This is a genomic window from Arthrobacter sp. FX8 (genome assembly GCF_026723805.1).
GTDB lineage: Bacteria > Actinomycetota > Actinomycetes > Actinomycetales > Micrococcaceae > Arthrobacter.
The window spans coordinates 3,945,324-3,963,871 of sequence record NZ_CP113505.1; the positions used below are offsets into that span (position 1 = coordinate 3,945,324).

The 18,548-nt window shown below is 63.5% G+C and carries 19 protein-coding genes and 2 pseudogenes; 7 read left to right on the forward strand and 14 right to left on the reverse strand.

Annotated features, from left to right (window positions below):
* Positions 1-18: 18 nt before the first annotated feature.
* Together OUO20_RS18470 and OUO20_RS21765 are read right to left on the reverse strand one after the other, a co-directional pair.
* Positions 19-357: an NAD(P)H-binding protein gene (locus OUO20_RS18470; protein ID WP_442781147.1), complete on the reverse strand. Its 339-nt coding sequence runs from the start codon at positions 355-357 to the stop codon at positions 19-21.
* Positions 291-686, reverse strand: coding sequence for an NAD(P)H-binding protein (locus OUO20_RS21765; RefSeq protein ID WP_442781097.1), 396 nt, complete (start codon positions 684-686; stop codon positions 291-293). Before OUO20_RS21765 ends, OUO20_RS18470 begins: the two co-directional genes overlap by 67 nt.
* 156 nt (positions 687-842) lie before the next feature.
* Between OUO20_RS21765 and OUO20_RS18480 the strand changes: the two genes are divergently transcribed.
* Together OUO20_RS18480 and OUO20_RS18485 are read left to right on the forward strand one after the other, a co-directional pair.
* Positions 843-1,469 carry a TetR/AcrR family transcriptional regulator gene (locus OUO20_RS18480; RefSeq protein ID WP_268002382.1) on the forward strand — a complete coding sequence of 209 codons (627 nt, stop codon included), beginning with the start codon at positions 843-845 and terminating at the stop codon, positions 1,467-1,469.
* 849 nt (positions 1,470-2,318) lie between these two features.
* Entirely contained in the window at positions 2,319-3,545 is a 1,227-nt protein-coding gene (locus tag OUO20_RS18485) for an MFS transporter (protein WP_268002383.1), read from the forward strand.
* Between the two features lie 225 nt (positions 3,546-3,770).
* Here the strand turns inward: OUO20_RS18485 and OUO20_RS18490 are convergent, their stop codons facing one another.
* The 4 genes and pseudogenes from OUO20_RS18490 to OUO20_RS18500 form a co-directional block, all read right to left on the reverse strand.
* A complete protein-coding gene (locus tag OUO20_RS18490; RefSeq protein ID WP_268002384.1) occupies positions 3,771-4,337 on the reverse strand; it encodes a recombinase family protein in 567 nt (188 codons plus the stop codon).
* Between the two features lie 186 nt (positions 4,338-4,523).
* Positions 4,524-5,159 (reverse strand): ImmA/IrrE family metallo-endopeptidase, encoded by a 636-nt coding sequence (locus tag OUO20_RS18495; protein WP_268002385.1) that lies wholly within the window; start codon positions 5,157-5,159, stop codon positions 4,524-4,526.
* Positions 5,160-5,462: 303 nt separating this feature from the next.
* Positions 5,463-5,690 (reverse strand): annotated as a pseudogene (locus tag OUO20_RS21770) (helix-turn-helix domain-containing protein); the annotation flags it as partial.
* A complete protein-coding gene (locus OUO20_RS18500; protein WP_268002386.1) occupies positions 5,690-6,508 on the reverse strand; it encodes a hypothetical protein in 819 nt (272 codons plus the stop codon). The gene OUO20_RS18500 and the pseudogene OUO20_RS21770, both read right to left, overlap by 1 nt.
* A gap of 437 nt (positions 6,509-6,945) precedes the next feature.
* On the opposite strand from OUO20_RS18500, the gene OUO20_RS18505 reads away from it, so the two are divergent.
* Complete coding sequence (locus OUO20_RS18505; protein ID WP_268002387.1) at positions 6,946-7,167, forward strand: hypothetical protein; 222 nt, start codon at positions 6,946-6,948, stop codon at positions 7,165-7,167.
* 44 nt (positions 7,168-7,211) lie between these two features.
* Here OUO20_RS18505 and OUO20_RS18510 read toward each other — a convergent pair whose 3' ends face one another.
* The 5 genes from OUO20_RS18510 to OUO20_RS18530 all read right to left on the reverse strand — a co-directional run bounded on the left by OUO20_RS18510 (position 7,212) and on the right by OUO20_RS18530 (position 10,713).
* Positions 7,212-8,624 carry a site-specific recombinase gene (locus tag OUO20_RS18510; RefSeq protein WP_268002388.1) on the reverse strand — a complete coding sequence of 471 codons (1,413 nt, stop codon included), beginning with the start codon at positions 8,622-8,624 and terminating at the stop codon, positions 7,212-7,214.
* A 61-nt stretch (positions 8,625-8,685) separates the two neighbouring features.
* Complete coding sequence (locus OUO20_RS18515; RefSeq protein ID WP_268002389.1) at positions 8,686-9,027, reverse strand: helix-turn-helix domain-containing protein; 342 nt, start codon at positions 9,025-9,027, stop codon at positions 8,686-8,688.
* Entirely contained in the window at positions 9,024-9,419 is a 396-nt protein-coding gene (locus tag OUO20_RS18520) for a tyrosine-type recombinase/integrase (protein WP_442781098.1), read from the reverse strand. Before OUO20_RS18520 ends, OUO20_RS18515 begins: the two co-directional genes overlap by 4 nt.
* The gene (locus tag OUO20_RS18525) at positions 9,413-10,063 is read right to left on the reverse strand and encodes a hypothetical protein (RefSeq protein ID WP_268003486.1); all 651 of its coding nucleotides are present in this window, start codon (positions 10,061-10,063) and stop codon (positions 9,413-9,415) included. Before OUO20_RS18525 ends, OUO20_RS18520 begins: the two co-directional genes overlap by 7 nt.
* A 434-nt stretch (positions 10,064-10,497) precedes the next feature.
* Entirely contained in the window at positions 10,498-10,713 is a 216-nt protein-coding gene (locus OUO20_RS18530) for an AsnC family protein (RefSeq protein ID WP_268002391.1), read from the reverse strand.
* Between the two features lie 308 nt (positions 10,714-11,021).
* On the opposite strand from OUO20_RS18530, the gene OUO20_RS18535 reads away from it, so the two are divergent.
* Positions 11,022-11,363, forward strand: a complete 342-nt coding sequence (locus OUO20_RS18535; protein ID WP_144601453.1) for a YegP family protein — start codon at positions 11,022-11,024, stop codon at positions 11,361-11,363.
* Positions 11,364-11,652: 289 nt separating this feature from the next.
* Here OUO20_RS18535 and OUO20_RS18540 read toward each other — a convergent pair whose 3' ends face one another.
* Together OUO20_RS18540 and OUO20_RS18545 are read right to left on the reverse strand one after the other, a co-directional pair.
* Positions 11,653-12,759: a GTP pyrophosphokinase gene (locus OUO20_RS18540; RefSeq protein WP_268002392.1), complete on the reverse strand. Its 1,107-nt coding sequence runs from the start codon at positions 12,757-12,759 to the stop codon at positions 11,653-11,655.
* 45 nt (positions 12,760-12,804) lie between these two features.
* Positions 12,805-13,793: pseudogene (locus OUO20_RS18545) on the reverse strand (LacI family DNA-binding transcriptional regulator).
* Between the two features lie 217 nt (positions 13,794-14,010).
* Between OUO20_RS18545 and uriH the strand changes: the two are divergent.
* From uriH to OUO20_RS18560, 3 genes are read left to right on the forward strand one after another with little or no spacing between them, the layout of a single operon-like run.
* Positions 14,011-15,075 carry a uridine-preferring nucleoside hydrolase UriH gene (gene uriH, locus OUO20_RS18550; RefSeq protein ID WP_144601452.1) on the forward strand — a complete coding sequence of 355 codons (1,065 nt, stop codon included), beginning with the start codon at positions 14,011-14,013 and terminating at the stop codon, positions 15,073-15,075.
* Positions 15,076-16,503 carry a uridine transporter UriT gene (gene uriT / locus OUO20_RS18555; RefSeq protein ID WP_268002393.1) on the forward strand — a complete coding sequence of 476 codons (1,428 nt, stop codon included), beginning with the start codon at positions 15,076-15,078 and terminating at the stop codon, positions 16,501-16,503. It begins immediately after the preceding gene.
* Complete coding sequence (locus OUO20_RS18560) at positions 16,500-17,462, forward strand: ribokinase (RefSeq protein WP_018770339.1); 963 nt, start codon at positions 16,500-16,502, stop codon at positions 17,460-17,462. The genes uriT and OUO20_RS18560 overlap by 4 nt, the downstream gene beginning before the upstream one ends.
* Before the next feature lie 27 nt (positions 17,463-17,489).
* On the opposite strand, the gene OUO20_RS18565 is transcribed toward OUO20_RS18560, so the two are convergent.
* Complete coding sequence (locus tag OUO20_RS18565; protein ID WP_268002394.1) at positions 17,490-18,509, reverse strand: LacI family DNA-binding transcriptional regulator; 1,020 nt, start codon at positions 18,507-18,509, stop codon at positions 17,490-17,492.
* Positions 18,510-18,548 lie beyond the last annotated feature (39 nt).

The window sequence follows — 18,548 nt, forward strand, 5'->3', positions numbered from 1 at the left end:
TGCGCTTGCTACTCCTGGTTAGCTGCGGCTCTTGCCAAAGGAAGCTAAATCCGCGGCGGCTTCGGATGCGGGGGTAGTACCGTCCGTGAGCTCGATGATGGTCCTGTTTAGGGCCGGTCGGTGAAGTACAGCATCAATGAAGGCGGCAACATTGTCCCGGCGGACGGGGCCGTACTCGATGGCTGGCCCGGCAGTGACGAGGTCGTTGCCGGGCTCATCGGTAAGAAGCCCAGGCCGCACGATGACCCAATCCAGTGCTGTGCGCGCAAGATAAACATCTGCAGACTTCTTTACACGCATGTAGTGTTCAAAGCCCTCACCCCGCCCCCGGACCGTTCCGATTCCGGAAAGGCGGATACGAGTACAAACCGTCGAACTCCAACCCGAGAGGCCGCCTCAGCAGCTTTCTCGAGTCCCTTGCCGTCAATGAGCGTGGTTTTGTCTTGGCCGGTTCCGTGCGCGCCGGCCGAGAATACGATTGCGTCATGGCCCTCCATCCTCGCCGAGAGCTCATCGACAGAATCTGTAATGAGATCTCCGCGGACGGGGGTACCGCCAAATCCGATAATCTTCTGCGCCTGCTGTGGAGCGCGATGCATCCCAGTTGCCGCATCCCCCGGGGCCGTGAGCCGCTTCATCAGGCACTGGCCGACGCCACCGGCAGCACCGATCTGGAAGACTTTCATGCGCTACTCCTTTCTCTGCCCTCTGCCCTCTGCGCGTGGACGCTGGCCACCACCTTGAAAGAGCAAACGGAAAAATGATCTGTACTGGGCACTACAAAATTAAACTGTAGTGGCTACTATAGAACTGGTCAAACTAGAAGAAGGGAAGGTTCTGACGTGGAGCATTCGTCGGCGCATGCCGTGAAGTCACCAGGTCGTCCTCGCGGATTCGACAGGGCCGCGGCCCTGGACGCCGCACTCGATTTGTTCTGGCAACGTGGATATGAATCCACTTCCATCAGTGATCTTTGCGACGCTATGTCGATTCGTCCTCCAAGTCTCTATGCGGCTTTCGGAAATAAAGCCCAGCTCTTCCTCGAGGCAGTTGACCGCTACGAGCGAACCTACTGGGATCCCGTCTGGCGCGAGTTGAAGCAAGAGCCTGATGTCCGGCGGGCCTTCTCCCAACTTTTCGATACTGGCGCGACGATCATGTCCGCCCAAGACGGAAGGCAGGGGTGCCTTGTCACGCTGTCAGCCGTAGGTATGTCTCCGGCCTCAGCCGACGTGGCCAAGGCACTGGACAAAGTTCGCGCTGACGGAGTGGGGCATATTCACGGCCGACTCAAGGATGCCGTGAAGGATGGGCAACTCTCCGACGAAACCAACCTTCTTGCCCTGGCCGATGCCCTGAACGCCATTCTTGACGGCATGGCTCTTCGATCCCGAGACGGAGTAAGCGTCGAACGGTTACGAAGAATGGGTCAAGCAGGCGAACGCATGCTGCCAACAGAAATTGGCTGACCGGCTGGGGGCGTCGGTTGCCTAAACTTCACGGTCGGGCGAAGAATCACCCCCGGCTGTCAGGTTTGCCTGCAGTTCAGTCTGGCAGGAGCCCTGAAGGACCGCCCTAGGTGAGGGCTGCACTGGGAGATGTGATGAGCGAGGAGCCAAGAGTTCGAGAGCTTCGAAGAGCTCGCAACTGTTGACGGCGGCCCCACGCTCTGACGACGGTGGTCATAATCGCCCGGCGGTGGGCGAGCCTGACCCGGTCCGTATGGAGTTAGCCCACCCGTGTAAAGAGCGTCGAGGTTGGGGAGTGGCCTGGAAGCCACCGACAAATCGCCGCGCCTCGACGACTGCAACAGCCTCGAAGACCCCTTCTCGGGGTACTCCTGATCTGGGGGAGAGGCTCCCAGCTGGCACATCTTTCCTTGAAGATCGGCTAACGCGGCTTGAGACGCCGGATCGGTGTTTGATGCTGTGGACGTAAAGGATTCGGTCTTCGACGTCGAGGGTGAACAACACCCTGTAGGCACCGCGGCGTGCAGTGCGCTGGCCGAGGAGTTCGTTCGTCAAGGGTTTACTCAGCCGGTAAGGATTATCGGCCAGGACGCCGGTGACGAATTCCACGATCGCTGCAGTCGCCTTTTCCGGCAACCGTCGGAAACCCCTCAAGGACGGGCTGGTGACCTCGACCTTCCACGTACGAGACCGGTGGCCTGTGCATCTTTCACTGCTCCCAGCCGGGATTATTAGGGTAAGTTGTCGGCAAAGCGACATGCTTAGTCATGGCCTGCTCTAGTTGGTAATCGGAGCGGAGGGGTCGACGAAGACTAGACTCCTCGACTCCCGAAGGAGGAAGAACGTACGATGCGCGCTGTTACTCGGAACGCATCGGACCGCACCGCCAGCATCGGCTTCGCCTTCATTGGCGTTCTTCTCGTTGCAGTCAACCTTCGGGTGTCTTTTGTCAGCGTGGGACCGGTCCTCGCGAACATCAGTATTGACTTGGGCCTGTCCAGCGCGGCAGCAGGATTCCTCACAGGTCTTCCGCTCATTGCTTTCGCGGTCTCCTCACCTGTGGCGCCCCGTTTCGCTTCCCGTCTGGGTTTGGACCGCGCGCTGTGGATGTCCCTGTTGATCCTCGCCTTGGGCATCGTGCTCCGCTCCCTACCCGTGCCCGGCTTCATTTGGGCGGGCACAGCACTGATCGGCCTTGCTATCGCGTTTCTCAATGTCCTGGTCCCCTCGCTCGTAAAGCGTGACTTTCCAACGCGTGTCAGCCGGGTCACTGGATGCTATACGGCCACACAGGCCGCCTTTGCCGCTGTGGGGGCCGCCGTCGTCGTTCCGGTTGCACAAACGTCCCCGGCAGGTTGGCGGCTTGCCCTCGGAATTTGGGTGGGTCTGGTCCTCATCGCCATGGCCGTGCTCATGCCATGGCTGCGCCGGCACGGAACAGGCACCACGCATGGCACCGCGACAGACGCCGCCTCCTACCGGTCGCCCTGGGCCTCAGCCTTGGGCTGGCAAGTGACGATCTTCATGGGACTGCAATCGGTCGCCTTCTACGTCCTGATGGCATGGCTTCCAACCATCGAACAAAGCCGCGGGGTCCCCGCCACCACCGCTGGCATTCACCTCTCCGTTTTCCTACTCATCAGCGTCTTTGCCAGCCTTGCCACAGGAACTATCCTTCACCGGGGTTCGGATCAGCGGCTCGTATCCTTCACGAGTGCTTCGCTCACGTTCGCAACGTTTCTCGGGCTCGCACTCGCGCCGGACCTCATATTGCTGTGGGTCCTACTGGGGGCCATCGGGTGCGGGAGCCTTATTGTCATCGCCCTGTCTCTCTTCAGCCTGCGAACCGTGAACTATCCGCAGGCAGCGTCACTATCGGGCATGGCGCAATCCGTGGGCTACGGACTAGGTGCGGCGGGCCCAGTCATTTTCGGTGGTCTTCGCGACCTAAGCGGAGACTGGGCACTTCCGCTGCTCCTCACCGCGGGCATGATGGCGGTCCTCGCCGTGATGGGTGTGCTCGCCGGACGTGACAGGGTGATCAGCAGCCCAGCAGGATTCCATCAGGCTTCCTGAACCTAAAAGTTGGTCGCCTATCTATAGCGTGCAGTGACAGTAACCCGCGCTGTCCGACAAAGGGTCGACGGGGAACGGAAGTCTTTCGCTGAGGTGAGGACGCGCAGCGCTGGCTGACAGCCCTTCTGCAGGCACTCCCCCGCCTGTTTTCAAAGAGCCGATAGTTGATATTCTGTAAAGCTAGCGCTGTTTCCATAGGACATAACGACGGCGCCGGAGGGGAGCTCATTCCAGCTTTGCGTGCCGGAGGTACTGGTAGACGGTCTCGCGGCTGATCCCGTAGTCACGGGCAAGGAGGGCCTTTGAAACGCCGGTGCCGGCGCGTTGGACGAGTTCGGCGGCCCGTTCCGGAGTGAGGGTCCTTTTCCGTCCTTTGTAGGCGCCGCGCTGCTTGGCCAGGGCGATGCCTTCCCGCTGGCGTTCCCTGATGAGGGAGCGCTCAAATTCGGCAAAGGCACCCATGACGGAGAGCATTAGGTTGGCCATGGGGGAGTCCTCGCCGGTGAAGACCAGGCTCTCTTTGACGAACTCCACCCGCACACCTTTGCGGGTTAGTCCCTGGACAAGAGCGCGCAGGTCATCAAGGTTCCGGGCGAGCCGGTCCATGCTGTGCACAACCACTGTGTCCCCATCACGGGCGAACCGCAGCAACTCCGTGAGCTCTGGCCTGGCGGTATCCCTGCCGGAGGCCTTATCCGTGAAGACCCGGTCCAGAGCCTGGCCTTCGAGCTGGCGTTTCTCGTTCTGGTCCAATGTGCTGACTCGCACGTACCCGATCCGCTGTCCGGCCACTGATTGCCTCCAACCTTGAACCCGTCAGGTTGAGTTCTAGGCTTCTCTCAGAAAGAAGTCAAGACTAGCCGCGAAATCGTCAGCTTGGTGCACTCCAATCTGATCGGAACTACGCCGGGCCACGAAGTGAGGGGGTTGGGTCCAGTCCGGGTAACCCCACTAGCAGTCCCTCATGCATGGCGAGACTTAGACCAACCGGAGCTCGGGTCGGGCATTCCGCTCGCCCAAGAGCATCCGGACTCTGGCAGGTTTGCACGATATTTCCCGTGCCAGGGCTGTGAGCGTAAGGCCATTTGATTCTGCAACAGCGAAGGCTTTGGGAAGCAACGCCGGGATTTCTCCTGCGTAACCGTCCACGGACTCGTGGTTGAAAAGCCCAACCTTTCTCAACTGATTAAACCTTTGAAAGGCGCGGCGATAGGCAGCTTCCGAAACCGTTCCCAATTCATGGCATCGATAGATGAGGGATTCGATGGAGACGCCCCACTCCTTGCTGAGCCGATCTAGAAGGTGAAGGTCCAGTCTGTTTGGCAAGAGGGGCGTTATAGTCTCAGCCGGCGTTAGAAATTCTGCGGCGAACTGATCTGCCTCTTTTTCGAGTTGGGGGTCCCCGGGTGCCGTGTCAGGATGCATGATCAGATGCCCAAGCTCATGCGCTGCAGTGAACCTGTGCCTGTTGACGTCCTCCGCCCGGTCGGGTGTCAGCACCACGACAGGTCTGGGCAATCGGGATGTGGAAAAAGCATCAACCATTGGTGTGGCCGCGCCAGCGAAGGGAACGAGAGTCACAATGAGGCCGTGTTGCTCCATGATGCGAACCATGCGTGGGATTTTGCCTTTTCCCAGCCCCCACTCAGCCCTTAGCATCCGCGCAGCGGCGGCAGGGTCAGTCGCTTGAACCCGAGGAATCAACTCACCGGCTGTGAACCCGGGCAAGCGGACCGGAGGAAGTTGCACACGCTTTTCCAAGGCGTACGTTAACTCCCAGACCTGCTCAGTGAACGCTATGGCCTTAGACCTCTGATGGGCTGGAGTTCGACGCAAACTACGAAAGTGAGCGTCCGCGTCGCCGAGCCGAGCATACGGGCGCCCCGCGGCAAAAAAGGGAATCAGAACGTCTAAAGCTTCTGACAGCCTCAGTACATGGTCCGGACGCGGCAAATGAGTCCCAGCTTCCCAATTACCCAAAGCGACGGCAGAAACACCTACTTCCTTCGCAACGGCACTTTTTGTTAGACCCGCAAGACGACGGGCCTGAACCAGTCGTCCGGGATCGAAAGCTGCAGATATCTGGGCGGCTTGCTGGGCCGTGACTTGCTCCTCTGGGTGTCCGACAAGAGTGAGCCCTGACATTATTCCTTCGCCTCATTTCCGGTCGCCTTAGGTTCGCTCTCTGGTTCACTCAAGGGAGTTTCACTTCCGTAAACTCGCGGGGCCAAATTGAAGTCATCTTCGTCGAGCGTGCTATCAAACCTTGTTGGCGCCTCGACCACAGAGGCAACCGGTCGGGCAGATACGTCCTGGAGGGAGGGGAGAGTCGCATCGTCCAGAAGCGATTCCCAGTGCTTCCAAAGAACCTCGCCAGTGGCTTGGTCTTCGATCTCTAAATCACCCCAACCGATGCCCCATACCCCGGTAGTGGGGTTGCTCGCGTATCCAACCACAACTATCCGGCCGAACTTTCGTAACTGCTTATCCACGTCTTCGAGCTCGTCCAGGCTGACCGCCAACGTGTCATCGTCCTCGAACGCGTGCTCAATAGTGAGCTGCCGGGGTGCGGCAGATGAGTTGAGGCCCAGCAGAGACTTGCGCAGGTCGGACACGGGGGAGGGCAGCCTGCTGTCTTCCCGCTTCTCTTTCGGATCAGTCGTATAGCGAAGGGGGAGAATGGCCACGTTAGTTTGCGGAATCACGGCCAGCTCAAATCGCATTCCTGCCGGTTTTCGAGTTGTCACCCCGGGAACGTCACGGATGTAGTCGACGAGAATTTCATACTGCTTTACTTTGAGGGTGTGACCGTAGGTGTCGTGGGAAGTCATCTCCGCAGACACATGAGCAGTCAAAGCGGCAGCATGGGCGGCTCGGATAGCTCGAGGTACGAGCAGAGAAAGGTCGCGTGCCGCTTCAGCGAAGGCTTCTTCCGCCCACGTCCCAACTTCAATCATTTCCATTTAGCACATCTCCCCAAATTTAGAAAAAACCCGAAGCACCAACTATAACTTTAGATTTGGACGCAAATGCGACATTCGTCAGCGGTGTCACGATTTTGATCAAGTCTTGACCCTGTCTTGAGGCTGGCCCTAGACAGGCACTTCCTGGGAGGTGCAATGGCCAGGCAGGGTTCAAGCCGATCGGAGGCGTTTAGTGAACCGCACTAGCTGCATATTTCGCCACAGGATCAGAGAGTCTCCCGATGGGCGCCGGGACTCAGGAGCCAGCAGATGATAGTGTGAAAAGGGACCCCCTTGAAGCTTCAACTAAACCAAGCGGGAATGGCACTTATCAGTATGAGTCCTATTCCGCGGCGTTCTCCGCCATTGGGGCTCCCAACGCGTCGAGCCTGGGCCACTAGTCTTGGGCTATTGGTGGTGGCTTCGGAGGAGCGGGGATGCAGCTGGGCGTGGTGCTGATGGTCGTCGGTCTGGGCTGGTTTGTTTTTCGCAAGCGCATTGCCGAGCGTCAGGCGGTCATTATCGAGCGGATGCTGAGGCTTCACGGTCCTTTGCGCGGTGAACAGGTCCGCGGATTGGGGACCGTGGGACTGCTGTTCTGCTCTCTTCTCGTTCTAGCTGGCCTTGCGATAGTGCTTTTGAACGCGTTCCTGACGTAGCTCGAGGACACCACCGGCGTGCCTTGTAGCTTGGTGAACACGACTCACCGGGGCAGCGAGCCTCTCCCTGCATAGCCGGCCATGGGGACGCCTGCATCTGCGGCGTGTTTGTGGATGACTTGATAGCTGTAACCGAGTGCGTTTGCGACCAAGGTTGGCGGCAGTTCTTCGACGAGGCTGCGCAGGGCGGTGTTCCTTGCGCCGCCGAGGTTGATACCAAGGGCGCGGAGCTGGCCCATCATGGCGTCGGTGTGGATGTGTTGGCCGGGCAGGGTCCCGGGGAAGAGCCACCGGCTCCTCTTATTGCCAGTCTGTTGGTTGGGCCGGTCGTGTAAGTGGTCCCAGAACATAGGGGCGATCTGGGCCGGAACCAAGACGGGGATGTTCCCCAGGCTTAGGTGTAGCCCCTCGGGCAGGGCCTGCAGGTCAACGCACTGCAGGGCGGCGATCTTGCCGACCGGCTGGCCGAAGAGCAGCAGGATGAGCCCTGCGACCCGAAACGTCAGTGGGGCTCCTGTGGATTCGATGCACTGGCGTATGAGGTCGAGGCGTTGTTGTTGGGTGATGAGCGGCTTGGTGGCGGCGTAGCGATGCGGTATCTCCAGCCTGCCGATCTCCTTGTTCTTGATCTGCCAGACGAGGAATGTGCGGATGGCGTATCGGGTCGTGGGCCGTTCGCCCAGATATTGGTTCAGGTGCGCCTGCCTAAGGCCTTGCATTGCGAGCCCGTGCTCCGCGTAAAGCCACTTAAGGAACTTCCCCGTTTCGGTGATTTCCTGTTTGGCGGAGCGGACGGCGGTGTTCAGCGACTTTCCAGGGCTGGACATTTGGCGGAGGCGTTTGAGGTGGTGCCAGCGGGCGAAGCGTTCGATTGGTGCCTGGATATTCGGTGTTTCGGCGAGGTCCTGGATGCGGGTGGCCAGCCATTGTTCGAACGCTGCAAGTTGGCGGTTTCGGTCCGGCAGCATGCCGTGATGGATGAGCATTTCCCGGAGGTATTCCACTGACCGTGAGGCGGGAAGAGCATCAAAGGACTCGTGGGTGAGCGCGATGCTGCGGGTGCCGAGCCCGGTGAGGAGTTCGTTGGTGTTGGCCCCGCGCATCCAGGTGTAGACACTCTCCGGCCTGCCTGTGCCGGCGAGAACTCCGATCAGGCGTTTGAGGCTCAAGTCCGGGGGAGCATGGGGGTGGAGCAGCCCATCAAGGTCGGTCCGGAGGACGCAGCGGATGCAGTTGCCGGCGCGGAATCTTTCGGTTTCTGTCCCGCAGCCCTCGCAGGTCATGTTGGTGGTGATGCCCGCGCAGTCCCTGCAGATGTCGGTGCCGTCGGTGGCTTTGCCGGGGAGGAGCCGTTCTTCGCCGCAGCCAGGGCAGGATCCTCGGGTGCGGAGGGCAGTGGTGAAGCAGATCCCGCAGATGGCCCCGTCGGGCCAGGTTACGCGGATCTTCGCGGCCATCCGACCACACCGGTCGCACCGGTGGCCGCCCTCGGACCGGGGTCGGCCGCGGGTGCCGGCTCTAGTCGTCGTCAAGGATTCGGGCTCTGACGGGTTTGTAGGCGTCAGCGAACCGGACGACGTTCTCCCCGGAGGCGGCGGCCTGCTTCTGGCGTTTGGACCTTGCATCGGCGGCCGTGAAGGTGAACAGCTCGTTCGCTTCGACGCCGAAGATGTCGCAGAGGGCGGCCAGGAGCTGGAAGGAGATCCGTTCGGGGTTTTGGCTGACCATGCGGTAGATCTGCGACTCGGAGAGGGTGATCCCGCGTTCCCGCAGGGGTTCTACGAGTTCGCGGGTGTTGCGCATGCCGTGCCGTGCCATGAGTTCCCGGGCCCGCCACCGGTATTCGATGTCCCGTTTCATTCTCTTTCCTCCTTGGGCCGGACGGCCTTCTCAATCATGTCCTCGAGCACGCGGTTGAGCTCGCTGGTCTGGTAATCGCTGGAAACTAAGGTGTATAGAGACGTGGTGGAGGCGTGTTCGTGGCCGACCTGCCGCTGGACGAAGGTGTGGTCGAAGCCGAAGTGCTCGAAGAGATGCGTGACGTACGACCGCCGCAGCGAATGGATGTCCAAACCCGGCGGATAGCCGAGTTCATCGATATAGTCGCGGAAGCGTCGATGCAGGTTGGACTTGGGAACCGGCAGGCCGTTGGCAGTGGGGAAGATTTCCGAGACGGCCGGGGCCAGCCAAGGCAGGCCGCTCCGGATCCACGTCTCCAGGACAGCGGGAGACCAGTCGAAGACCGTCAGCACGGAACGTCTCTTCGGTGGTGAGCCGCGCTGCGCCTTGCCGTATCTGACCTGCAGGACGCCGAACTCGCCGAACTGGGGCGCCCGTCGGTTTCGGGAGAAGTCCACGGTCTGCAAGTGCGTGACCTCGTTCGCCCGTAGTCCCCAGCGTAGGCCGTTTTGAACACGGTGGCGTCCCGGTAGGCGGCGACCGCGCCCTTGCGCCCCGAGGCCAGGACCCGTTCAACTTCGAGGTCAGCAAGGTCGAAGAAACCCTGCAACTCGGCCCGGGTGAAAGGCCTCTTCGTCGGTGCCTGTTCGTTGTTTTGGGCGTGGCGGGCCCGATTGAATTCGGTGATGATCTGGGCGGGGGAGCGGCCGAACCCCTGACTGCAGATCCGGTCCCACTCATAGACCGGGTCAGTCAGGAAGTCGCAGAACACCTTCAAATGAGTTTGGTAGGCACGGATGGTGGCGAACGCCAGATTCAGGATCGAGCGCTCATGGGCGAAGAACTCATCGGCATCACCGACGGTCCAGTCCCAAGGAAAATGTCCCGTGTGGTCCACGAACCGGCGGACCAGGCTCTCACGTCCACGGATCGGGCCTGCCGTGAAGTTCCGTGCTAGCTGCTGCTGCTTCCAGCCCGTGAGCATGTCCTCGAACACCGCGTCCGCGGAAGGTGCTCCCTGCCGCTGCGGAAGCCTGATCAGCCGACCCTCCAAGGGGTCCATCACGCCTCCGATGCGTCTGCAAATAATGCTCTCAGAATGCATAAAATGCGAATCGATGTCAAGGAAACCCCGAAAATACGCGGAATTATCAGCCTTCGCGACTCCTGGAACCCGTCGACCGCTCCAGCGCCAGACTGATTACCGGCGCATCGTCGAACAGGCCTGAATCCCGGTAACGGCGCGGATTTCAAATGTCCAGGCATCGGAAAGGGGGAGCCGTATCACCGGGTCCTATTCCGCAGATTCTGCAATCGGATCACTTCAACTTGACATAACGTCGGCTATCGGTCAGGGACGTTTTCTTAGCCATGGCAGGGGTGGCTGCCTTCCGATCCTGGGCGGTCGCAGCCCAGGATCGGAAGCAGCACCTAGCGCTTTCCGTATTTACGGTGGACGGCTTGCTTGCTCACGCCGAGGCACAGCGCGATGGCTTCCCAGGAAAGGCCGGCCTGCCGGGCCTTCCTGACCAGTGACGCTTCTGTTAGCCCGCCTTCCTTCTGCAGCTGGGCGACCGCCTGCAGGGCTTCAGCCGGTCCTTTCCCGTCCATGGATGCAACCAAAGTCTTCATCCGATCCACCTCCATGCGTCAACATTAGTTGACGCCAGGGGTGGGTCAACATATGTTGACGACCCGCCGAGCACTGAGGCTGCCTCGTGAACCCACGAGGAAAGTGCGCGTGGACTGGACACCCGAGAGCAGGTGATCACTTCTACTGGATGCCGGGCGACATCTTGCGCCGGCAAGCGGTCCCACGAGAAACTCGAGGAACGCGCGCTGAATTGATGAAAATTTGGACGGCGGGATACCAGGGAAAACGGAGGCAACGATGCCGCCGCTCCTGTTTGGCGGCAAAGATGCCGCCACAAGATCCCGCAGACGAAAGGATCGCAATGGCAGGAATGTTCGAACTATTTATCGACACCGAATCTGCGTTCAGGTTCCGGCTCACAGCACCCGATGGAACTGTCATGGCAGTGTCCAAGCCCTTCGATACGAAGACCGACGCCGTTGCCGGCATCGCCGCCGTGCGCGAATATGCCGGCATGGGACTGATCACCGACCACAGCACAACAACCACAAATGCGGCGCCGCCAGCCACCTGGACTGACCCCGGCAGTCAAACTGACGATTCCCCGCGCATGCCAAAAATCGACTTCCACACCCGCGCCAGGGCGGTCCGCCGGGCCGTCTCGGGCCCCCGCTGGGCCGGGGCAATCCACAGCCTTTCCTGAACCGCCGGGGAGGGGCGCGGGGACCCCTTTCAGCGCCAGCTTTACATAAGGTCCAAGGCCTTGATGAGAGTCAGCTGCGTCCGTCGCCCTCTTGTCCCAACATACGAAGAAGGTCAAGGGTGGTCATCCTCAGCTCCTCATATGCGTGCTGGTAAAAGAGCGGCGTCAGGTGGACCAGAGGAGTGCTGTCGAGTTCTCGGATCAGCTGCCGTGCCTCCCCAATAACCTCCCCAATCTGGTTCAGGTCGCGGGTTCGATCCATATAAACGGGCCGTAAAGGTACATACCCCTACTTCTTCGTCATCCGATACCGTTCGATCTGCCGCAGCCGCCGCAGGAGGCTGTCGCGCCGCGGGTGCGGGACGGCGTCGGGCCCTTCCGCGGTGAGGTCGATGTGCTTGGTGCCGTACTGCCACAGGAGGAGGTCGTCCAGGAGCCGGTCCGGTCCGGGGGAGTAGCGGTGGTCCAGGGCCTTGCGGACCTCCGTGATGCGGTTGGCACTGAGCAGCCCGGCCAGCTGCATGGTCTGGTTCAGGCCGTGCGCGGCGAGGAGTTCGGCGGCCCAGCCCCAGTCGTCGTCCACCTTGCGGTCAACGTGGGGGAGCAGCGTGCGCCAGACGTCCCGGATCCGGTTGGGCGTGAGCGGGGCGGCCCCTTCGCCGTCCACGTCCCAGAAGCTGCGGACTTCCTCATACCGTTCGTGCAGGTCGGCGAAGGCCGTCTCCACGGTTTCCAGCATGGCCGCGGTGGCGGTGAACTGCCGGTCGAAGTGCGGGGTCCAGGCGCGAGGGTCCTCGGCCTTGAACCGGATGTCGTGCTCGATCTCGCTCCATGCGTGGGCGAAGATGGTGCGGATCTGGCACTCGAAGAAGTAGCTGCCGTTGGGCTGCAGGTCCGGGTTGAAGGCCTGCTGGTATTCCTTGACGGCCTCGTTCTGGATGGTGCGCAGGATGAGGTGGCGGCTGGAATACCCGTATGTGCCGCTCTCGATGGAGCCGATGTCCTTCTCGCGGTCGCCGCGGCAGTCAAACAGCTGCCGTTGGCGCTTGATGATGTTGGCTACGGCGGCGTTCTCGGCCGGCAGCTTGGTGATCACCCGGATGCCCACCATGTCATTGAGGGTGCGGAAGGGGTCCGGGAACTTCAGGAGCCGCCGGCCGCCGGGTTCCAGCGGCTCCTCCGTGCGGGAGATCTTCTCCTTGAACGATTCCACCGTCTTGGTGCGGCCGGTGACAAACAGCGGCGTGACCTCGCTGTCCTTCAGCATGTCCCGCAGAACCAGCAAAACGTCCCGGGTAACCAGCTTCAGGGCAGGCCGGACGCGCTCATAGATCTCCACGTTGTGCTGCACCGACTCACGCAGCGGCTCGTCCAGGTTTTCCCAGTTACTCGGCATGGTCCCAGCTTACGGCGGGGGTCCGACAGGAAGCCTTTGGGCCCCCTACGTTTCGGCGGCCGACGTGGACCCGCGCACCACCAGGGAGCTCTCGAGGATGAGTTCCTCCTGCTCCAGCGGCCGGCCTTCCATCAGGCGGCGGAGCTGCTCCCCGGCCTTCAGGCCCAGCAGCGCCGCGGGCAGGTGCACGCTGGTCAGGCCCGGGCTGCTGGTAGCGGAGTACGGCAGGTCGTCGAAGCCGGCAACCGCCAACTCCTCCGGAATCCGGACCCCTTCCACCCGGGCTTCCTGCAGCACACCGTAGGCGTGGGTGTCCGTGGCACAGACGACGGCGGTCACCCCTGGCGCTGCCAGTCCGGCCACGCTGCGGCAAAGGCCGCCGCGGCCTCGCCAACGTCGATGGTGGTGGCAGGGATATGCTGCGGATCCACCGCCATGCCCCGGGCGGCCGCTTCGGCCAGGAACGCCTCGCGGCGGATGGCAAAAGTTTCGGTTCCGGTCACGCTGTCCAGGTAGGCCACGCGCCGGTGCCCGGCCCCGGCGAGGTGGGCGGCCAACTCCCGGGCGCCCTGCGCGACGTCCAGATTGACCGCGGGAGCAACCGATTCCAGGCCGGGAGCGTCCAGCAGGACCAGGGGCCCGGCCACGGACAGATCGGCCAGGAAGTCCGCGTTCGGTGCGTCAACCAGGAGCCCTGCCGGCCGCAGGGACATCAGCTTCCGGACGTCGTCGGCCTTGGGGAATTCGCCCGAATCGGTGACGGAGAGCAGCAGCTGGTAGTTGGGCCCCAGGGATTCCCGCACCCCGCCGATCACCTTGGCGAAGAACGGGTTGGAGATGTCCGGGGCCACCAGGATCACGATGGAACTGACGCCCTTGGCCAGCGAGCTCCCGATGCCGTCCACCACGTACCCCAGCTCGGCGATGGCCTCCCGCACCCGGGAAATGTTGTCCTCGGACACCCGGCCCGCCGTCTTGCCGTTGGCCACCAATGACACCGTGGCCACGGAGACGCCGGCCCGCGCCGCCACCATGGCTGCCGTCACCCGCCGGGGCCGCGCCCGCTGCTGCACCTGTTCCCCGGAATCCATACTTCGATCCTATCCGCCGCAGGGAACACCAGGGGCAGCAACGCATCAAGCGTTTGACGTGCGGCAATACCTCCCCAGCGTTAAGCGTTTGACGTCAGCCGCAAAAGCCTGCCATGATCACTCCCGGAAGACTGAATCCCTGCCTCCCCGGCAGGCCCCAATGACGTGGAGAACCATCGTGGAACTAGATCCCCGGCCCGTAGACAGCCACCCAAAGCCCCGGAAGATCATCCTGGACTGCGACCCCGGCCATGATGACGCCGTGGCCCTGCTGCTGGCGCACGGCAGCCCGAACATCGAACTGCTGGCCGTCACCACGGTGGTGGGCAACCAGACCCTTGAAAAGGTCACCCGCAACGCCCTGGCCGTCGGCACCATCGCCGGGATCACCGGGGTCCCCTTCGCCGCCGGCTGCCCGCGGCCCCTGGTCCGCAGCATCGAAACCGCGCCGGACATCCACGGTGAAAGCGGCATGGACGGCCCCGCACTGCCGGAGTCCACCATCGAACTGGACCCGCGCCACGCCGTCGACCTCATCATCGACACTGTCATGGCGCACGAGCCCGGCACCGTCACCCTGGTCCCCACTGCCGGCCTGACCAACATCGCCATGGCCGCCCGCAAGGAACCGCGCATCGTGGAACGCGTCCGGGAAGTGGTCCTCATGGGCGGCGGCTACCACGTGGGCAACTGGAGCGCCGTGGCGGAGTTCAACATCATCATCGACCCCGAGGCCGCGCACATCGTCTTCAACGAGAAATGGCCGGTGGTGATGGTGGGTCTTGACCTCACCCACCAGGCGCTCGCCACCCCCGAGGTCGTGGAAAAGATCGCCGCCATCGGCACCAGCCCGGCCAAATTCGTCACCGAACTGATGGACTTCTTCGCCCACACCTACAAGGACGCGCAGGGCTTCGATCACCCGCCGGTCCATGATCCGTGCGCCGTGGCCTACGTGATCGACCCCAGCATCGTCAGCACCCGCAAGGTGCCGGTCAACATCGAACTGCAGGGCGCCCTCACGCTCGGCATGACCGTGGCGGACTTCCGCGCCCCCGCCCCCGCCGACTGCCACACCAGCGTGGCCGTGGACCTGGACCACGCGCGCTTCTGGGACCTGGTCACCGACGCGCTGGAACGCATCGGCGAGCCAATCACCAAAGGCAACGCGTCCGACGTCGAACGCCACGCCAGTGCCTCCCTCACCGCCGGAGGGGTCAAGTAAATGACTGCCACGATGACCGAAACCAAGACCGGCCGCGGCAACGTCGCCGCCCTCATGACCGCACTGCTGGCAGCCTGCGTGGCCTTCCAGCTCAACGCCTCCATGCTCAGCCCCGCCCTGGTCACCATGGGCGAGGAGCTCAACACCGACCAGGCCGTCATCGGCCTCTCCCAGACCTGGTTCTTCACCGCCGCCGCCCTCTTCTCCCTGTTCCTGCCCCGGCTCAGCGACATCGTGGGCCGCAAGAAGGTCCTGGTAGGCATGATGGTGCTGATGGCCGCGGGGTCCGTCATCGCGGCGCTCGCCCCGGACGTCACGTGGCTCTTCGTGGGCCGCATCATCCAGGGCGTCAGCGGACCCACCGTGCCGCTGTGCCTGATCATGCTGCGTTCTGCGGTCAGCAACCCGCGGAAATACGGCACCCTGATGGGCCTCATCACCGCGGTCAACGGCGGCGTGGCCGGCGTGGACTCCTTCGTGGGCGGTTACTTCGCGGAGCACTTCGGCTTCCGCAGCATCTTCTGGCTCATGGTGGTGCTGGCCGCCGCCGCCACCGCCCTGATCATGGTCCTCGCGGCGGAAAGCAAGCCTGCCGCCGGCACCCGGATGGACTGGCTGGGCGTGTTCTTCATCGTGGTGGCCGTCGGCGCCCTGCTGACCGCACTGAACGAGGCCTCCAAGCTGGTGGGCGGCTTCTCCGCCACAACGCTGATGCTGAGCCTGGCGCTGGTACTGGTGTCCGCCGTCGCGTTCTTCGCCTTTTGGCGCACCGAACAGCGCGCCGCGCAGCCCATGGTGGAAACCGTGCACCTGCGCCAGCGCTCCACCTGGGCTCCGCTGCTCACCACCACGCTGACCATGACCGGCATCTTCGCCGTCATCAACGGCATCGTTCCGGCCTACGTCCAGGCCGCCAACCCCGGGTTCGGCGTGGGCCCCACCGAAATGTCGCTGATCATCCTCACCCCGTACGCCCTGCTGGGCTGGCTGGTGGGCCCGATCAGCGGAAAACTGGCTCCGGTCCTTGGCTACACCAGGGTGCTCCGGATCGGCCTCCTGGGCAGCATCGCCGCGCTGGCGCTGATTGCCTTCCTGGGCCTGGACAGCCTGCCCCTGATGATCGCCGGCACGGTCTTGCTGGGCATCATGTACGCCGGTACGGTCAACATCATGCTCAACGGACTCGGTGTTGTCCTCTCGCCCGCCGGAAACCCCGGCTTCCTGCCCGGCATGAACGCGGGCGCGTTCAACCTGGGCGCAGGCCTCAGCTTCCTGATCCTGCCGGCCGTGCTGGTGGCGACGTCGGCACTTGGCGACGCTAAGGCCTCCTACCTCACCGTCGTGGTCGTCGGCCTGGCACTGACCGTCGCCGCCTTCGCCGCGTCCCTGCTGATCCCCCAGCCGGTTGAGGCTGAGGTGACTGAATGAGTACCGCGGCCGGCAGCACGGGCCGGATCGTCGTCGTCGGCTCCCTCAACGCCGACCTCACCATCTACTGCGAACGCCTGCCGCAGCCGGGCGAAACCGTCCAGGGCAACGGATTTGCCGTGAACCCGGGCGGCAAGAGCGCCAACCAGGCGGTGGCCGCCGGCCGACTGGGCGGCCACGTCAGCCTGGTGGGTGCCGTGGGAAAGGACGCCAACGGAGCCATGCTCGAGGCCTCGGTGGCAGGGGCCGGCGTGGATGTGGGGCACGTGCGGACCTCCACTGAGCCCACCGGCGTCGCGGTCATCGCCGTGGACGCCCGTGGCGAGAACAACATCATCATCTCCGCCGGGGCCAACGGCACTCTGTCCCCGGCCGACGTCGCGGACGCCGGGGACGTGCTGGAGGAGGCCGCCGTGGTGAGCCTCTGCCTTGAGGTCGGCATGGACACGGTGCTGGCCGCAGCCCGGGCAGGGCACGACGCCGGCGCAACGGTCCTGCTGAACCTCTCGCCTTACGCGGAGATTCCGTCAGCCCTGGCCGGATTGGCTGACGTATTGCTGGTCAACGCCCACGAGGCCGCGCTGTTCCTTGGTGTTTCCGTGCCGGGTGCCGGCGCGCCAGCCGACGAGTGGGAAGCGGCGCGGGAGCGGTTTGCCGCCCGGGGCATCCAGCAGGTGCTGGTGACGCTCGGTTCGCAGGGCTCCGTGGTGCTGGACTCGCTGGCGTCTCCCGGCTCCCGCGTGACGTCCGTTCAACCCACCCAGGTGCACGCGGTGGACACCACCGGTGCCGGGGACGCGTTCACGGGAGCAGTTGCCGTGCGGCTTGCGGCGGGGGATGCGCTCGCCGATGCCGCCGCCTTCGCCTCCGTTGCCGCGGCCCTGGCAACCACCCGCAAAGGGACCCAGGCAGCGTACCCGGACACGGCCGACGTCGAACGCCGCCTCCGCGCGTCCTGACGCCGCCGGCGGGGCCGGCCGGTGAGGCTAGGCCCGCGCCTGGGCCCGGACCGAGGCCCGCTCCACTGGCGGGCAGTGGATCTTGGCGGCCCCGTCAGTGGCGGCGTCGATGCCCAGGAGGGTCCGCACACCGGCCGCGCCCAGCTCATAGTGCGGCAGGGACACGGTGGACAGCGGCGGGCGAAGGTGGGCGGCGATGACCTCCTGGTTGTCGAAGCCCACCACCGCCATGTCGTCCGGGATGGACAGGCCCCGCTCCCGCAGGCCGTCGTACAGGCCCATGGCCATCCGGTCGTTGTAGCAGTACACCGCCGTCACGTCGCGCTTGAGGAGTTCCGCGGTTGCCCCGTAGCCGCCCTCCTGGTCCGGATAGGCCTCCATCACCAGCCCGGGATCGAACGCCACCCCGGCCTCCTCGAGGGCTTCGCGGTAGCCGGCCAGGCGTCCGTCCTTGGCCGGAGCGGGAATGGTGGCGTTGATGAAGGCGATGCGGCGGTGGCCGTTCCGGAGCAGGATTTCGGTGGCGGAGCGGCCGCCCTGGACCTCGTCCGGAACCACGGCGCGGGTGCCGGGCTCGTCGGAGAAGCAGTTGACCAGGACGAACTCGGCTTCGCGCAGGGGCTCCGGGATCTCGGTCTGCCGGTGGAACCAGGTGGAGTACAGGATGCCGCGCACCTTGTACTCGAGCATCATCTTGATGGCGTCCTGTTCCAGTTCGCCGTTGCCCTCGGTGTTGGCGATGAGCAGGGCGTACCCGTGCTTCCATGCCTCGTCCTGGGCGCCGTGGATGATCTGGCCCGCGAAGGGGGTGGTGGCCACGCCGTCGGCCACGAGCCCGATGAACTTCGAAGTCCCGCTGACCAGCGTCTTGGCCATGGCGTTGGGCCGGTACCCGAGGGTGCGGATGGCGTCCTTGACGCGTTGCCGGGTCTCCTCGGCGATCCTGGCGCTCTTCTTCTTGTTGACCACCAGGGAGACGGTGGCCGTGGAGACTCCGGCGGCTTCGGCCACTTCGCGGAGGGTCACCGGATGGGCGCGTTCTGGCATCCGCGGCGGTTGGGCGGTGGGCGCCGGCCCGCCTGGCTT

What these genes read in the sequence shown, in the direction of transcription:
- OUO20_RS18500 (WP_268002386.1), bottom strand. Translation starts at nt 6,508, where the DNA reads ATGGAAATGATTGAAGTTGGGACGTGGGCGGAAGAAGCCTTCGCTGAA.
- uriT (WP_268002393.1), top strand. Translation starts at nt 15,076, where the DNA reads ATGACTGCCACGATGACCGAAACCAAGACCGGCCGCGGCAACGTCGCC.
- OUO20_RS18565 (WP_268002394.1), bottom strand. Translation starts at nt 18,509, where the DNA reads ATGCCAGAACGCGCCCATCCGGTGACCCTCCGCGAAGTGGCCGAAGCC.
- OUO20_RS18510 (WP_268002388.1), bottom strand. Translation starts at nt 8,624, where the DNA reads ATGGCCGCGAAGATCCGCGTAACCTGGCCCGACGGGGCCATCTGCGGG.
- uriH (WP_144601452.1), top strand. Translation starts at nt 14,011, where the DNA reads ATGACGTGGAGAACCATCGTGGAACTAGATCCCCGGCCCGTAGACAGC.
- OUO20_RS18535 (WP_144601453.1), top strand. Translation starts at nt 11,022, where the DNA reads ATGGCAGGAATGTTCGAACTATTTATCGACACCGAATCTGCGTTCAGG.
- OUO20_RS18530 (WP_268002391.1), bottom strand. Translation starts at nt 10,713, where the DNA reads ATGGAGGTGGATCGGATGAAGACTTTGGTTGCATCCATGGACGGGAAA.
- OUO20_RS21765 (WP_442781097.1), bottom strand. Translation starts at nt 686, where the DNA reads ATGAAAGTCTTCCAGATCGGTGCTGCCGGTGGCGTCGGCCAGTGCCTG.
- OUO20_RS18515 (WP_268002389.1), bottom strand. Translation starts at nt 9,027, where the DNA reads ATGAAACGGGACATCGAATACCGGTGGCGGGCCCGGGAACTCATGGCA.
- OUO20_RS18540 (WP_268002392.1), bottom strand. Translation starts at nt 12,759, where the DNA reads ATGCCGAGTAACTGGGAAAACCTGGACGAGCCGCTGCGTGAGTCGGTG.
- OUO20_RS18560 (WP_018770339.1), top strand. Translation starts at nt 16,500, where the DNA reads ATGAGTACCGCGGCCGGCAGCACGGGCCGGATCGTCGTCGTCGGCTCC.
- OUO20_RS18495 (WP_268002385.1), bottom strand. Translation starts at nt 5,159, where the DNA reads ATGGTTCGCATCATGGAGCAACACGGCCTCATTGTGACTCTCGTTCCC.
- OUO20_RS18505 (WP_268002387.1), top strand. Translation starts at nt 6,946, where the DNA reads ATGCAGCTGGGCGTGGTGCTGATGGTCGTCGGTCTGGGCTGGTTTGTT.
- OUO20_RS18485 (WP_268002383.1), top strand. Translation starts at nt 2,319, where the DNA reads ATGCGCGCTGTTACTCGGAACGCATCGGACCGCACCGCCAGCATCGGC.